This window comes from Vibrio bathopelagicus (genome assembly GCF_014879975.1).
Classification (GTDB): Bacteria; Pseudomonadota; Gammaproteobacteria; order Enterobacterales; family Vibrionaceae; genus Vibrio; species Vibrio bathopelagicus.
Genome location: NZ_CP062500.1, coordinates 2,885,277 through 2,902,116 on the forward strand (window position 1 = coordinate 2,885,277; position 16,840 = coordinate 2,902,116).

Annotated in this window: 10 protein-coding genes; 8 read left to right on the forward strand and 2 right to left on the reverse strand. The window is 45.4% G+C overall.

The window, feature by feature from the left end:
• Positions 1-3: 3 nt before the first annotated feature.
• Entirely contained in the window at positions 4-1,056 is a 1,053-nt protein-coding gene (locus IHV80_RS12745) for a UDP-glucose--hexose-1-phosphate uridylyltransferase (protein WP_192889282.1), read from the reverse strand.
• A gap of 227 nt (positions 1,057-1,283) precedes the next feature.
• Positions 1,284-2,303, reverse strand: a complete 1,020-nt coding sequence (gene galE, locus IHV80_RS12750) for a UDP-glucose 4-epimerase GalE (protein ID WP_192890770.1) — start codon at positions 2,301-2,303, stop codon at positions 1,284-1,286.
• 396 nt (positions 2,304-2,699) lie between these two features.
• Between galE and ebgR the strand changes: the two genes are divergently transcribed.
• From ebgR to IHV80_RS12790, 8 genes are all read left to right on the forward strand, one after another.
• Positions 2,700-3,683: a transcriptional regulator EbgR gene (ebgR, locus tag IHV80_RS12755; RefSeq protein WP_192889283.1), complete on the forward strand. Its 984-nt coding sequence runs from the start codon at positions 2,700-2,702 to the stop codon at positions 3,681-3,683.
• Between the two features lie 324 nt (positions 3,684-4,007).
• A complete protein-coding gene (gene ebgA / locus IHV80_RS12760) occupies positions 4,008-7,139 on the forward strand; it encodes a beta-galactosidase subunit alpha (RefSeq protein WP_192889284.1) in 3,132 nt (1,043 codons plus the stop codon).
• A gap of 3 nt (positions 7,140-7,142) precedes the next feature.
• Positions 7,143-7,595 carry a beta-galactosidase subunit beta gene (locus IHV80_RS12765; protein WP_192889285.1) on the forward strand — a complete coding sequence of 151 codons (453 nt, stop codon included), beginning with the start codon at positions 7,143-7,145 and terminating at the stop codon, positions 7,593-7,595.
• Between the two features lie 182 nt (positions 7,596-7,777).
• Positions 7,778-9,202: an amino acid permease gene (locus tag IHV80_RS12770; protein ID WP_192889286.1), complete on the forward strand. Its 1,425-nt coding sequence runs from the start codon at positions 7,778-7,780 to the stop codon at positions 9,200-9,202.
• 587 nt (positions 9,203-9,789) lie between these two features.
• The gene (locus IHV80_RS12775; protein ID WP_192889287.1) at positions 9,790-11,223 is read left to right on the forward strand and encodes an amino acid permease; all 1,434 of its coding nucleotides are present in this window, start codon (positions 9,790-9,792) and stop codon (positions 11,221-11,223) included.
• Between the two features lie 407 nt (positions 11,224-11,630).
• Complete coding sequence (gene ygjJ, locus IHV80_RS12780) at positions 11,631-12,695, forward strand: protein YgjJ (protein WP_192889288.1); 1,065 nt, start codon at positions 11,631-11,633, stop codon at positions 12,693-12,695.
• 15 nt (positions 12,696-12,710) lie between these two features.
• The gene (ygjK, locus tag IHV80_RS12785; RefSeq protein WP_192889289.1) at positions 12,711-15,086 is read left to right on the forward strand and encodes an alpha-glucosidase; all 2,376 of its coding nucleotides are present in this window, start codon (positions 12,711-12,713) and stop codon (positions 15,084-15,086) included.
• A gap of 370 nt (positions 15,087-15,456) precedes the next feature.
• On the forward strand, positions 15,457-16,797 hold the full coding sequence (locus IHV80_RS12790) for an MATE family efflux transporter (protein ID WP_192889290.1): 1,341 nt from the start codon (positions 15,457-15,459) through the stop codon (positions 16,795-16,797).
• Positions 16,798-16,840: the final 43 nt, after the last annotated feature.

Sequence of the window (16,840 nt, forward strand, 5' to 3'; positions counted from 1 at the left end):
GAATTACAACTCTTTGTAGTGAATGTCGCTCAAATCACGAAGACGTTGCGCGGCTTGTTCTGCTGTTAAGTCGCGTTGAGATTCTGCCAACATTTCGTAGCCCACCATGAATTTACGAACCGATGCGCTGCGTAGAAGCGGCGGGTAAAAAAGTGCGTGCAGTTGCCAATGATCGATGTCGGTGCCTTCTTCGAAGAACGGCGCATAGTGCCAGCCCATTGAGTACGGGAATGAACACTGGAACAAGTTGTCGTAACGGCTCGTCAGCTTCTTAATCGCAAGTGCTAAATCATCACGCTGCTCGTCAGTCAGTTCACTCATACGGCGGATGTGTGTTTTTGGTAGCAACATGGTTTCAAATGGCCACGCTGCCCAATAAGGAACCACAGCAATCCAATGTTCAGTTTCAACCACAGTGCGTGAGCCGTCTTGCATTTCAGCTTCAACGTAATCCACTAATAGGTTCGAACCTTGCTGATCGAAGTACTCTTTCAGTAGCTTTTCTTTACGTTCAATCTCGTTTGGCAGAAAGCTGTTTGCCCAAATTTGGCCGTGCGGATGTGGCTGAGAGCAGCCCATCGCCTCGCCTTTGTTTTCGAACGCTTGAACCCACAGGTAATCTTTACCTAACTCTTCAATCTGCTCGTTCCAGGTATCAATCAAACCACGGATTTTATTAACCGGTAACTCTGGCAGCGTTTTGCTGTGGTCTGGAGAGAAACAGATAACACGGCTCAACCCGCGTACACCCTGAGTCTTGAATAGAGGGTTTTCAGACTCTGGAGCGTCAGGTGAATCAGGCATCAACGCCGCGAAATCATTACTAAATACATAAGTACCATCGTAATCTGGATTTTCGTCACCAGAGATACGCGTGTTAGTTGGGCACAAGAAGCACTCTTTTTCGTACTCAGGAAGCTGCGCTGTCGATGGTTTTTCGTCTTGGCCACTCCAAGGGCGCTTTGCTCGGTGTGGCGATACTAAAACCCACTGACCCGTTAATGGGTTATAACGACGATGCGGATGATCTACTGGATTAAATTCAACTTTTGACATGTTTAGATTGCTCTCAAATTTTGTGTCTTGGTCAATTCACCAAGATGAATAATTCTTCTACAAGGAGATTCCCTATCACGCTCGTTCCTCGCTGTAGGGAACGACGTTCAGAAATCGTAGTTTTAAAATTCGTCATTCCAGAATCGAGGCTCGAGATATCTGGAATCTCTCTTCATCTGTATTCCCCAAAGAAATTGGAGTTGCAGCTAACAACGCTGCGGCTTCAATTACGAAGGGGAATAGCCGTTCGGGTTATTCGACTGCCAATTCCACGTATCTGCCGTCATTTCCATCACGCTGCGTGTCGCTTTCCAGCCTAGCTCGCGTTCAGCTTTTTCTGTGCTTGCCCAACATTCGGCAATGTCACCAGCGCGACGCGGACACAATTCGTAAGGAACAGGCTTGCCCGATGCTTGTGCAAAGGCCTCTACCATCTCAAGTACACTCGAACCCTTGCCAGTGCCTAGATTGTAAATATGTAGGCCAGCTTTCTCGCCCACCGCTTTTAACGCGGCGACGTGACCGTCTGCTAAATCCATCACGTGGATGTAGTCACGAACGCCCGTACCATCAACGGTTGGGTAATCGTTTCCAAAGATAGAAAGCTTGTCTCTTCGGCCTACTGCCACTTGAGCAATAAACGGCATTAAGTTGTTTGGGATACCTTGTGGATCTTCGCCCATGGTGCCTGATGGGTGTGCGCCAACAGGGTTAAAATAGCGCAATAACGTCACGCTCCAGTCGTTTTCAGCGTTGAACAAATCGCTCAAACACTCTTCCACCATGTATTTGCTGCGGCCATAAGGGTTGGTCGTGTCACCCGTTGGTGAGCTTTCGGTAATTGGCACAATCTCCGGATCGCCGTAAACCGTTGCTGAAGAACTAAATACGATGCTTTTCACGCCTGCTTTTTTCATACTACGCGCCAATACCAATGAGCCATTGACGTTGTTATCGTAGTATTCCAGAGGCTTAGCGACCGATTCTCCAACCGCTTTAAGACCTGCAAAGTGAATCACCGCTTGAATGTCGGTTTCTGAAAACACCTTATCTAGAAAAGATTCATCACGAATATCACCAAGATAGAAAGTTGGTCGCTTACCGGTTAACGATTCAATACGTTCCAGTACCAGCTCTTTACTGTTGCAAAGATTATCGACAATGATTGGTTCCATGCCTGCCTGTATCATTTGAATGCATGTATGACTTCCGATGTAACCCATGCCGCCCGTAACCAGTACTTTCACAATCAACCTCTCTTTTGTTGTCATTCTTGGCATCATTCGAACCCATACTCGGTGGATTGGCGCCGTGTTATAGAAATAGTAGCAGTCATTTTGGCTACAATTCTGTGATCAAAACCACGAAGTGTAAACGTTTACACTAACTTTCACAGAGCATAGAGAACAACACATAGAAATAACCAATGGGCATTTACATCTAATCCATTGAATTTTAATAAGATAATTATAGATAGTTGAATTTGCGATATAGGGTGGGAGTTGAGGATTTATTTTACTAAAAGTTAATGCAATGACGTCCAGTTTGATTACAATAGGTCAGTAGAATAAAGAGGTGCATTGCATTTTTTACTAAAGATGTATTTTCCAAGCAACGCAATGTTCCAATAACAGGAAGTGAGTATGGCAACGTTAAAAGATATCGCAACTGAAGCAAATGTTTCATTGGCTACAGTTTCACGGGTTCTCAATGAAGATCCTACATTAAGCGTCAAGGAAGAGACCAAAAGGCGTATCTTTGAAATTGCCGAGAAGCTGGAATACAAAACCAGCAGCTCACGAAAAACCGTTAGCAGTAAAAAACAAAATCATCACTTCCTTGCCTTGTATAACTACAAGCAAGAAGCCGAGGTTAATGACCCTTACTACCTATCGATTCGCCATGGTATTGAAACTCAGTGCGAAAAAATGGAAGTTGGACTAACCAATTGTTATGAAAGCAAAATACAGGTTAACTCTAGCAATATTACCGGTATTTTATTAGTCGGTAGAATGACACAAGAAGTTATCGAGCAAGCAAAAAAGCTGACCGATAATATTTGCTACGTTGACTTTACTGATCACTCAGAACCTTATGATTCTGTCGATATCGATCTTGCTCGTATCAGCAAAGAGATCACCAACTTCTTCATTAACCAAGGTTATCAACGCATTGGTTTCATTGGTGGACAAGACGACATCAATACTTCAGACATTCGCGAAGTGGCTTTTGCTGAGTACGGCGGCCTTAAGAACGTAGTCAGTGAGCAAGATATCTATCGCGGCGACTTCTCTAGCTCGTCGGGCTACGACCTAGCGAAGAAAATGCTAGAGAGTGAGAGCTACCCGAAAGCCATGTTTATTGCATCAGATTCCATCGCTATTGGCGTTTTACGAGCGATTCATGAGCACGGATTGCGCATTCCTGAAGACATTGCGCTGATCAGTGTAAATGACATCCCAACCGCTAAGTTTACCTTCCCGTCTTTATCAACGGTTCGTATTCATTCTGAACTGATGGGAATTCAAGGTGTTAACCTTCTGATAGAGAAAGCGCGCGACGGAAGAACCATCCCACTTAGAGTCTATGTCCCAAGTAAACTCAAGCTGCGCGACACAACAAAATAATCATATAAATCAGATATATAAAATAAGGTCACCTTTATTTAAGGTGACCTTTTTTATGTCTTTCATATACGCCAGCATACGCATATCTCCATTCTGAAACACCCATCTAAATCACCAAATGGCATTCTTTTAAGTGGATCACACACCACTGTGAAAAGCCCACAAAAAACGTGATGGAGTTAAAGTAAAACGTTTTCACTAATTTCATTTAGTAAAACTTTTACTAATAATTACTTCAGTCCAAAAATACTCGTATTCACTACGACCCAATTACGCATAAGAACGTCGGTCAGCAAATTGCATCTAGGCCGAGAGAGAGGCAACGTGAACAACTGGGAAAACTTCCTGAACTTACATGAGAACCGTATGGCACCGCGTGCATACTTCTTCTCATACGCATCAGAAAAGAATGCAAAAACGTTTCAGCGTGAACTTAGCAGCCACTTCCAACTATTGAGTGGCCAATGGAATTTCAGCTATTTCACCAATCCACTATTGGTTCCTGAAGAGTTCTACTCTCAAGAAATGAAAGACTGGGGCCATATTACCGTTCCAAACATGTGGCAAATGGAAGGCCACGGCGATCTTCAATACACAGATGAAGGTTTCCCATTCCCAATTGATGTGCCTTTTGTCCCATCAGACAACCCAACTGGCGCATACCAACGCTCTTTCTTCCTTGGCGAAAGCTGGGACGAGAAACAAACCATCATCAAATTTGATGGCGTTGAAACTTATTTCGAAGTTTACGTAAATGGTGAATATGTTGGCTTCAGCAAAGGCAGCCGCCTAACCGCTGAGTTCGATATCTCTAGTTGCGTAAAAGCAGGCAACAACCTGCTGTCTATTCGTGTGATGCAGTGGGCCGATTCAACTTACATTGAAGACCAAGACATGTGGTGGACGGGCGGTATCTTCCGTGACGTTTACCTTGTGGGTAAAGAGCAACTGCACGTTCAAGACGTAACGGTTCGCACTGACTTCGACGACGCTTACCAAAGCGCAACCCTATCGTGCAACGTTGCACTAGAAAACCTAGCAGCAACCGCAAACGCAACCCTTGAGTACGCATTGCTTGATGGCAGCCAAGTTATCTCACAAGGCTCAGTAGATAACTTAACTGTTCCTAACCAACAGGCTGGCGGCAATGCGAATACTCAATTCTCTATCGATGTAGTGAACCCTGTTCAATGGAACGCTGAAAACCCATACCTTTACCAACTATTGCTAACGCTAAAAGACGCAGACGGCAAAGTGCTAGAAGTGATTCCACAACGTGTTGGTTTCCGTGATATTAAAGTTCGCGATGGTCTATTCTACATCAACAACAAGTACGTGATGCTGCACGGCGTAAACCGTCACGACAACGACCACCTAAAAGGTCGCGCTGTTGGTATGGATCGCGTAGAGAAAGACTTAGTGTTGATGAAACAACACAACATCAACTCAGTACGTACTGCGCACTACCCGAACGACCCACGCTTCTACGAACTATGTGATATCTACGGCCTATTCGTTATGGGCGAAACCGATGTCGAAACACACGGCTTTGCTAACGTTGACGACCTAAGCCGCATCACTAACGATGCAGCATGGGAAGCGGTGTTTGTTGAACGCATCGAACGTCATATCCACGCACAAAAGAACCACCCTTCAATCATCATGTGGTCACTAGGTAACGAGTCTGGCTACGGTTGTAACATTCGTTCTATGTACGATGCAGCGAAAGCGATTGATGACACGCGTCTGGTTCACTATGAAGAAGACCGTGATGCTGAAGTGGTCGACATCATTTCAACCATGTACTCACGCGCTCAGCTGATGAATGCCTTCGGTGAATTCCCACACGAAAAACCACGCATCATCTGTGAATACGCGCACGCAATGGGTAACGGCCCTGGCGGTCTAACCGAATACCAAAACGTGTTCTACAAGCATGATGCAATTCAAGGTCATTATGTTTGGGAATGGTGTGACCACGGCATTCTATCCCGTGATGAAGCAGGTACAGAGTTCTACAAGTACGGCGGTGACTACGGTGACTACCCGAACAACTATAACTTCTGTATGGATGGCTTGATCTACCCAGACCAAACTCCAGGCCCTGGCTTGAAAGAGTACAAACAAGTGATTGCCCCAGTTAAGCTTCGTGATTTCGATGCTCAAACTGGCACCTTCACAGTTGATAACAAACTTTGGTTCTCAAACATTAATGACTACACCATCACTGCAGAAATCCGCGCTGAAGGTGAGACCATTGCTGTACAGCACATCAAGGTTGAAGAACTGGCTGAAAACTCTAGCCGTGAACTGACGCTTAACTTACCGCAGCTTGATGAGCGTGAAGTGTTTGTGAACTTTACTGTGCGCAAAGATTCTCGTACGCCTTACAGCGAAGCGAACCACGACATCGCGGTTTACCAATTCCAAGTAAAAGAGCACACAGCACAGCTAGAAGCATTTACCAACAACAATGCGACGGCACTAAATGTGGAAGAGTCTCGCCTCGCTTACCTAATCAAAGGCCACAACTTTACTCTGAACTTCTCGAAAGTGAATGGCAAGCTGACGTCATGGTTAGTAAACGGTGAAGAACTGATTAAGTCAGAGCCGAAGCTGAACTTCTTCAAGCCAATGATTGATAACCACAAGCAAGAACACGATGGTTACTGGGAGCCTGCACACCTACAGATCATGCAGGAGCACTTCCGTAGCATTGACCTTGAGTTCGTGAATATCGAGCAAGTGAACGGCAAGGTTGAAATCACGACCACCAGCATCATTGCTCCACCAGTATTCGATTTCGGCATGCGTTGTGAATACCGCTACCAAATCAGTGCCGAAGGTCAGCTAAACGTTGAATTAAGTGGTGAACGCTACGGCAACTACCCACACGTGATTCCAGTGATTGGTTTCGATATGGGCATCAATGGTGACTTCGACCAAGTTCAATACTACGGCCGCGGCCCTGAAGAGAACTACCAAGACAGCAAACAAGCCAACATGATTGATGTGTATCAATCAACCGTAGCTGACATGTTTGAGAACTACCCGTTCCCGCAAAACAATGGCAACCGCCAACATGTTCGCTGGGCTGCGCTTTCAAGCCGCGCGGGTAATGGTATTGCAGTTAAACCACAGCAAGAAATCAACTTCAGCGCATGGTTCTACACCAACCAAAACCTACACCAAGCACAACACACCATTGAGCTAGAGAAGAGCGGTTACATCACGCTGAACCTAGATCACCAAGTGATGGGTTTAGGCTCAAACTCTTGGGGCAGCGAAGTGCTCGATTCTTACCGCGTGTACATGGATGAATTCCGCTACGGCCTAACGCTAGTTCCATTCCAAGCAGGCGACTGCCATGCACAAGCATTAGTAAATCATAACTTTGGTGATGAGTTCTTCACAGCGAATGCGCCAAAAACTCAACCACAACAGAACGAGGCATAAGCGATGATCGTTTTAGACAACCTAGAGCAATTTAAAGTCGTTTACCGCGACGGTCGTAAATGGCAACGCTGTGTCGAAGCAATTGAAAACATCGGCAACATCAAAGATAGCGTGATGTATTCAATTGGTGACTCACTGGCTTACGTGATTGAAGACGGTGTGGCTCGTAACACTGAAAACTTCACAGGTAATCGTCGCTACTTCGATGTTCATTACTACCTAGAAGGTCGTGAAACCGTTGAGTTTTCAGATAAATCAAAGCTAGAGCAAACCCAAGCTTACAGCGATGAGACTGACCGTGAACACCTAATGGGTAACGGTGAAACTCGTGAACTCATTGAAGGCCAAGTGGCGATCTTTGATAACAGTAAAGCTTACCGCTTTCACGGTGATAACCGAGTTCGCAAAGTAGTGCTGAAAGTGACCATTGAAGACGGTTACTTCCTTAATAAGTAAGTAACCGCAACTAAGCTACCGAAGTTAAACAACCGAAAGTAGCAACAACAAAATCTATTCACAGTGTGTTCTGAGGCTTGCCGTTCAAGGCTCAGTCACACTGCATAACGCCTTTACGCTTCTTCCCTACAAGGAAGCTTAAAGAAATAACGACTATAATTACGTGACCCTTGGAGGACACTATGTCTGAATCTGTACGCGGTAAGTTAGGTAAATTTGCCTTACTCTCCATGACATTTGCAGCGGTATTTAACGTTCGCAACATTGTAAATAACAACATCGAATTGGGATTGAGTTCAGCCCCTATCTTTTTGCTTGCTACTCTTATTTACTTCATTCCATTCGTATTCATTATTGCTGAATTCGTATCAGCAAATAAAAATTCTGAGTCAGGCATGTACGACTGGCTTAAACAACCTTTGGGCTCAAAAGCCGCCTACTTAGGTTCATTCCTCTATTGGTTCGTTAACCTATTCTGGTTTGTATCACTGCTACCTAACGTTATCGCATACGCGTCTTACGCAATGCTTGGCTACGAGTACGCCTTCTCTCCTATTGTGACTTCGGCAATCTCAATTGGTCTATTTGCGGCAGCAACGCACATCTCTACTAAAGGCGCGAGCTGGTTAGGTAAGATTGCAGAGATCGTAGCATACGGCGTATTTGCACTGTTCGCTGTTTACGTTATCGGCGCCATGATGGCACTCGGTGGTAACCATGAACCTGTAGAGCCAATCACGCTTGAAGCAATGACGCCAACCATCAACTGGGCAACGTTAGGCATCATGTGTTGGATCTTCCAAGCAGCCGGTGGTGCAGAAACCGCAGCCGCTTACCTAAACGATGTTAAAGGCGGTCATAAGTCTTTCATCAAGGTGATCATCAGCGCGGGTATCGCTATCGGTATCATGTATGCAGTCGGTTCTCTATTAGTGAACGTATTCGTTGCACGTGATGAACTAACTTATGCTGGCGGCATGGTTGAAATCTTCACTGGTATGGCTCAGTACTTCGACATTTCACAATCTCTGACAGGTCGCTTCGTCGGTATCATCCTATTCGTCGCTATGTTCGGTTCGATGATGATGTGGACAGCAGCTCCAGTAAAAATTCACTTCTCTGAAATCCCTAAAGGTGTTTACGGTGAGAAGACGACTGAGCTTAACGAACACGGCGTGCCAGTACGCGCAGCATGGTGGCAGTTTGCGTTCGTATTCCTAATGCTCGTTGTAAACGGCTTCGGTTCTGAGTCTGTACAAGACATGATGAACACAGCGATTAACCTAACAGCAGGTACGGCAATGTTACCGCCTATCTTCATCATGGTGGCGTACTTTGTATTCCGCTTGAAGCACGACGATACACCTCGTGACTTCCGCATGGGTACTCGCGTTCAAGGGATGGCCGTGGTATCGGTACTGATTGGTATCTTCGTTGTGAGCATGACGGCATCGGCATTCCCAACTGGGGTTGACCTAATGCAAGCCTTCTTCGTCAACGTATTTATGACAGCTGTATTCTCTGCAATCGCTTGGTGGTGGATCTCTCGCTTTGAAAAGAAGCAAGCAAGTAAAGAAGCAAAACTAGAAACAGCGAAACAATCATAATACTCAATTAAGGTTCGAAGAACATATCGACACCTCTAAAAAAAAGCGCCTAAATGGCGCTTTTTTTGTTTTAAATCAGCAAATTAAAAACTAAGAAAGACGAATAAAATCATTATTACGTCAAGGTTCTACTTCACGAAAAACGTTAATTAAATCGTAATAAAACCCGAATAAAAACCAAGGTAAAACATTAACTAAATTAATTTACTCAACATCACATATTTGAGCTGTTTAAGTTAACTTATCGTCGATTAATCTTTAATCTCCTTGTTGAAGAGATAACCAGTTATACACGATAAAAACGACACAAAGCCCCTACAAGCCTCACCAGTCGTAATGTGTAGAACTAAATAACCTTCAATGAACCTCTTAGCATTGCTAACCACAACTCAGTAATAACTTTACTGAAAACCAAGAAAGCACTGCTAATAAGTTCGATCGTAAAAATACAAAAATAATAAATGAGCCAAGCCTGACTTTATTGAGCGGGTGTTTGCCAAACCAACATAACAATAAAAACACGGCCTAGATTTCCCTCTCTAGGACCTAGTAATAACGATCATTAACGTGATTCACCGGAGAACATCATGTCCGATAATAAACGCAGTACGATAGGCAAGTTTGCCCTACTGTCTATGACCTTCGCGGCGGTATACAGCTTCAATAACATCATAAACAACAACATCGAGATCGGCCTTTCCTCGGCTCCGATGTTCTTTTTAGCAACCATCTTTTACTTTGTGCCATTTTGCTTGATCGTGGCTGAGTTTGTATCATTGAATAAAGACTCTGAGGCGGGTGTTTATTCTTGGGTTAAAAGCTCTCTAGGCGGTCGCTGGGCATTTATTTCAGCTTACACCTACTGGTTTGTTAACCTATTTTTCTTCACCTCTCTGCTGCCTAGAATCATCGCTTATGCGTCGTATGCTTTCTTAGGGTTCGAATACATATTTACGCCAATGACCACCGCAATCCTAAGTACCATTTTATTTGCGGTCGCGACGCACATTTCAAACAACGGTGCGAAGCTATTGGGGCCAATCACCTCACTAACATCATCACTCATGTTGTTGCTGACTTTGTCTTACATTTTGCTTTCTGGTGGCGCATTGATCGGTGGTATTGAGCCAGCAGACCCAATCACCATTGAAGCGATGACACCAAGTTTTAACTGGGCATTTCTTGGAGTAATAACTTGGATCTTCATGGCTGCTGGCGGTGCAGAATCGGTTGCGGTTTACGTCAACGATATCAAAGGCGGGCACAAGTCTTTCGTTAAAGTGATCATCATTGCCGGTATCTTTATTGGCGCGCTTTACTCGGTCGGTTCGGTATTGGCGAACGTGTTTGTTGCTCGAGAAGAGCTTAAATTTACTGGCGGCTCAGTGCAGGTGTTCGAAGGACTAGCAAGGCACTTTGGACTGTCTGAAATCCTAATGAATCGCTTTGTGGGCGTGATTTCATTCACAGCAATGCTAGGCTCTCTCCTAATGTGGACAGCGACTCCAGTTAAAATCTTCTTCTCTGAAATTCCGAAAGGTATCTTCGGTGAGAAGACCGTCGCACTTAACAAGCAAGGTGTACCGGAACGTGCCGCTTGGGTTCAGTTCTTCATCGTTATTCCACTGATGTTCATTCCAACACTGGCATCTGACACCGTACAAGATCTGATGAGCACCATCATCAACATGACCGCTGCAGCCTCTATGTTGCCGCCACTGTTCATCATGATCGCTTACCTGCACCTACGTGTGAAACTTGATCACCTACCACGTGACTTTCGCATGGGTTCACGCCGAGTGGGTATCACAGCGGTGTCGATTCTTATCGCTATCTTTACGGTTGGTTTCTTTGCATCAACCTTCCCAACGGGCGCAGACATCATGACCATCATCTTCTACAACGTGGGCGGGATTGTGATCTTCCTTGGCTACGCATGGTGGAAGTACGGTCAATATGAGAAAAGCTTATCTCCAGAAGAGAAAAAACTGGAAGCAAAACCTGAAGCGGCGAATGCTTAGTTTGGCTCCACATTCTGATTGAAAACTTAAGGCACTCCCATTTGGCGAGTGCCTTTTTATTTGTGGGTACATTTCCACTCAATACCCCGTTTTCACCAAAGCCATTCAAGAAAGAAGACATTCGAGTCAACAATCTAACCACCCGCAAAACAATTCACAGCTTGAATACCTACAACCCCAGCCATACCTCTGCAAATTCAACTTAAAGTCAAAACAAAAACAAGGTAAACATTTACTAAAAATAGATCACACTTTTGAACCTAATTAATTTTAAACATCAAAATTATCATTAATATCGGTCAGGTGATCGTAAGTAACCTGACCAATACGCCTTAAGAGCACCCCCTATTAGAAGTCAAGACTGCCTACGAGCCTTCATTTATTAACCCGACATAGAAGTGAATAAAATGAAATTTGGTTTTACTAAAACTACTCTTATTACAAGTTGTATTCTTGCTGCCTTAACTGCTAATGCAAACGCTGAAGAATCAGCTGCAAATCATAGTGACACTCAGCCCCCAGAAGCAGCCTCACAAACTCTATTTAACTTTTATGGTGAGCTTGGTCTAGGTGGTCACGTTGCATTAGAAGGTGATGACAAGGGTCGCTACGCTGACGGCACATACATCGAAGCAGGTCTCGCTATCGAGCATGGTAACTGGTTTGGTCTTGCATATATGGAAGGTTGGACAGTACAAGCTGACGATGAAGGCAATGCATGGGCAACTGGTCATGGTTGGGGCGGCTTTGAAGGTGGTTTTAACCGCTTCTACGCTGGCTACCGCACCGACGCGAAAACAGAGTTCATTGTTGGCCGCATGGACTCTTCATTGGATGACGTTCAATGGTGGGGCGATGCAACCGTCGAATACGGTTATGCAATCTCTAACACTCGCGATGTAAACGTAGGCGTAAAAATTCAAAACTTAGAAGGCAAGCTTCGCTACAGCGTTTCTTTCGCTCCTGAGTCTGACTTCTCTGAAGATGACGCTCTTATCCATTTCGGTAAATACGATAGCTTCGCAGACCAATGGAAAGACAAGAACGCCATGGTCAATGGTTACTTACAATATGACCTCACTGATGACCTAACATTAATGGGTGGCGGTGAAGTCCGTAATAACGATGGCGGTGAGCTATTCCTATTAGGTGCTGAATACAAAAATGTTGCTGCACGCGTTTGGCACGATACAGACAAGGGTAACCAAGAGTCTTTCGGCAGTGAGTCAGGTATTCAAACCAGTGCATGGTATGAAGCCGCACAAGGCGTATACCTATCGGCAGCTTATAACTATGCAAACAATGAGATTGATGGCATTGAAGACAAGATAACCTCTTACATCAATGCTGGCGTTTGGTACGAATACGGCAACGGCGCATTTGCTACTGCTTTCGACAGCCGCTTTGGCGTAGGCAGCGACACTGAAATCGGCGACGCACAAGTGTTCGCAATGCAATACTTCTACTGGTAATAACAGGAACTCATCATGAAACTGAATAAATCATTCGCAGCTCTCGCTATCGGTGCAGCACTTGTTGTTACTGGTTGTGCATCAAACTCTGGCTCAGAGCAACTGCAAGCTAACGAATTTAAGAATGTTATCGACCGCACTGGCTCACCAGAATACATGCGTGACTACGACTTCGATGACCACCAACGTTTTAACCCATTCTTCGACCTAGGCGCATGGCACGGTCACCTACTGCCAGATACTGCAGAAGGTATGGGCGGATTCCCAGGTACAGCACTGCTTACCGAAGAATACATCAACTTCATGGCTGATAACTTTGACCGACTAAGCGTGTTCAAAGATGGCAAAAAAGTCACGTTCACCATGGAAGCTTACAGCCTACCGGGCGCATTAGTTCAGACGCTGAAATCTGACGATGTGGCAGTAGAAATGACGATGCGTTTTGCTTCTAACCGTACCTCTCTGCTAGAAACCAAAATCACCACTGACTCCCCTGTTGAGCTAGTTTGGGATGGTGAACTACTAGAAAAGACGCATGCTAAAGAAGGCGAACCGCAAACTGATAAAACTATTGCGGAAACGTACCCTGAGTACAACCGTCAGATCGTTGCAACCGACGATGGCTTAAAGGTGACTTTCGGTAAGGTACGTTCAACGTGGGATTTATTGACCTCTGGCGAATCTGAATACCAAGTTCACAAATCAATTCCAACCCAAACCAAAGTGGATGGTTTAGCGTTTACTTCAACGGCAAACATTGAAGCATCGACAACTATCTACACCACATACTCGCATGTTCTAACGGCAGAAGAAGCACAAGCGGAACAGCCTGAAATCAAAAAGATCATGGCAAACCCTACCGATTTCTTAGCTGCATCAGAGGCGCGTTGGGAAGGCTACCTAGAGATGGGCTTAACCAACCCGAACGCAACGCCTGAGCAAGAACGAGTTGCGGTTAAAGCGATGGAAACGTTGAACGGTAACTGGCGTGGTGCGGCAGGTGCAATGGAGTTTGATTCAGTTACACCATCAGTAACGGCGCGTTGGTTCTCGGGCAACCAAACTTGGCCGTGGGACACGTGGAAACAAGCTTACGCAATGGCTCACTTCAACCCAGATGTGGCGAAAGACAACATCCGCGCGATGTTCGCTTACCAGATTCAGGCTGACGATGCCGTTCGCCCGTGGGATGAAGGCTACGTGCCAGACCTATTGGCTTACAACTTAAGCCCTGAGCGTGGTGGTGACGGTGGTAACTGGAACGAACGCAATACCAAACCAAGCTTAGCGGCATGGGCGGTAATGGAAGTCTACAAGACCACCAGCGACGAAGCTTGGCTTGAAGAGATGTATCCAAAACTAGTGGCATACCATGATTGGTGGCTACGCAACCGTGATAACAACGGCAACGGTGTTCCAGAATATGGCGCAGCACGCGACAAAGCACATAACACACCTGAAGGCGAAATGTACTTCACAGTGGTTCGTGGCGACAAACATGAAACAGTCGTAGGCCAAGCTGCACTCGATAAAGTCGTGGCTGAAGGTAACTACGATTACATCGAAAGCCCAGCTCAAACGGCAGCATCTTGGGAATCAGGTCGTGACGATGCAGCAGCATTTGGTTTCATCGATAAAGATCAGCTAGACGCATACGTCGCGAACGGTGGCAAGCGCAGTGATTGGGATGTTGAGTTCGCTCAAAACCGCGCTGAAGACGGCACGCTACTAGGCTACTCTCTGCTACAAGAGTCTGTTGACCAAGCAAGCTACATGTACAGCGATAACAAGTACCTAGCGGAAATGGCTGACATTCTGGGCAAAGATGCCGAAGCGAAAGAGTTCCGTGAAAAAGCTGAACATCTATCGAACTACATCAACACCTGTATGTTTGATGAGAGCACAAACTTCTTCTACGACATTCGCATTGAAGACAAACCATTGGCGAACGGCTGTGCGGGTAAACCGATTGTAGAGCGTGGTAAAGGCCCTGAAGGTTGGTCGCCACTGTTCAACGGTGCAGCGACTCAAGATCACGCTGATGCAGTTGTCTCAGTGATGAAAGATACGTCTGAGTTCAACACCTACGTTCCACTGGGTACTGCGGCACTGTCTAGCCCAGCATTTGGCCCAGATATTTACTGGCGTGGACGTGTATGGGTAGACCAGTTCTACTTCGGTCTAAAAGGCATGGATAGCTACGGCTACCGTGACGATGCGATTGAAATGGCAGGCGCATTCTTCGACCACGCCGATGGCTTGGTGCAAGACGGCCCTATCCGTGAGAACTACAACCCACTAAACGGTGAACAACAAGGCGCACCAAACTTCTCTTGGAGTGCGGCTCACCTATACATGCTTTACAACGATTTCTTTACTGACGCAGAGTAAATCGATCCCCCTAAACTGTCCTCTGAAATGTAAGTTAATAAATTTCAGGCTTTGGCACTCAGTATTTAGCTGAGTGCCTTTTTTTTATGGCTAGAAGAATGGAGACTCTGACTATTTGGCCTGCTATGATCCTTTTACTCTGTTCGCTGTACTCCGCAAGCACAGTCAAGCTTTTGTTCACTAAAAACAAAGAGTACTCTTGCTATGAAACTCCGCTCAAAAATTTCATCACTCACACTGAAATATTGGGTTCTGAAGACTTATTCGAATTTTATTTATCCTTATTAGTCTTCCGGACATTAATTTGATATGCGTTTACTCAATAATGGCTAAACTATAGTGTCGCTTACCCCTTTCTGAGAAAACCCAAATGCCTAATGCTGATTCCACCCTAAACAAACGTATGGGAATCGTTGCGCTCACCTGGCCAATTTTTATCGAAGTTCTTCTAAGAACTGCACTCAACACCAGTGATGTATTCATGTTGTCGGGATACTCAGACAAAGCCGTGTCTGCCGTTGGTGTTATATCTCAGATATCCTTTTTTCTGATCATCGTATCAACCATGGTCAGTAGTGGCACAGGCATCCTCATCGCACAATACAACGGTGCATCTCGTAGCCAAGAGAGCGCTCATGTGGGCGTGGCAAGTATTATCTTAGCCATTGTTACTGGCGTGTTGTTGAGCATTATCGCCGTTCTTGGCGCTGAATATTTCATCCCACTCTACCAACTGGAAGCTCAAGTCGAACAGTACGCTCAAGAGTACCTGTTCATCAGTGGCGCACTCACCTTCAATGTGACGATAGGTGTGGTTCTCACCACGATTCTACGTAGCCATGGTTATTCGAAATCGCCAATGGTCATCAATTTGATTGCCGGTGTTATCAACGTATTTGGCAACTACTGCGCACTCTACCAACCTTTTGGACTGCCCGTTTACGGCGTACAAGGGGTGGCTACCGCAACTGTGATTAGCCAATTAATCGGAATGTTTATTTTGATTGGTGTGGTGAGAAGTAAAGGCATTGAGCTACCGATGAAGCAGTTCAAATCTGTACCTAAAGCCATCTATCAAAAAATCATTAAGATCGGCTCAATGAATGCGGGAGAAGTACTTTCTTATAACATGGCGCAGATCAGCATTACCTTCTTTGTGGTGCAAATGGGCACCTCTTCATTGGCGGCGTTTACCTATGCGCAAAATATCGCTCGCCTCTCGTTTGCTTTCGCGCTGGCTATTGGTCAGGGTAGCCAAATTCAAACCGGATACTACATAGGCAAAGGTTGGATAGATGAAATAGCCAACCGTGTACAACGCTATTTTGTGGTTGGCTTCATCGCCTCTATCAGCATTACCTGCGTGGTCTATATTTTCCGATTCGAGATTTTGGATCTCTTCACTCAAGATCCAGAGATCATCGCGCTGACTGCCGCACTCATTGCAGGCTCGATACTTTTAGAAGCTGGTCGCGTGTTTAATTTGATTTTCATATCTTGCTTGAAAGCCGCAGGCGATATTAAGTTTCCTATCAAAATGGGAATACTCAGTATGTGGGGCGTTGGGGTTGCCATGAGCTATTTGCTTGGCGTGCACTGGGGCTACGGTGTATTCGGTGCTTGGATGGCGATCGCGATGGATGAGTGGCTACGAGGAATCATCATGGCATATCGTTGGCGAGCCAAAAAGTGGACTCGGTTCTCTTTCTAAGTCACTAAAAATATTACGCGTCACTTCGAAAATAACCAATAGT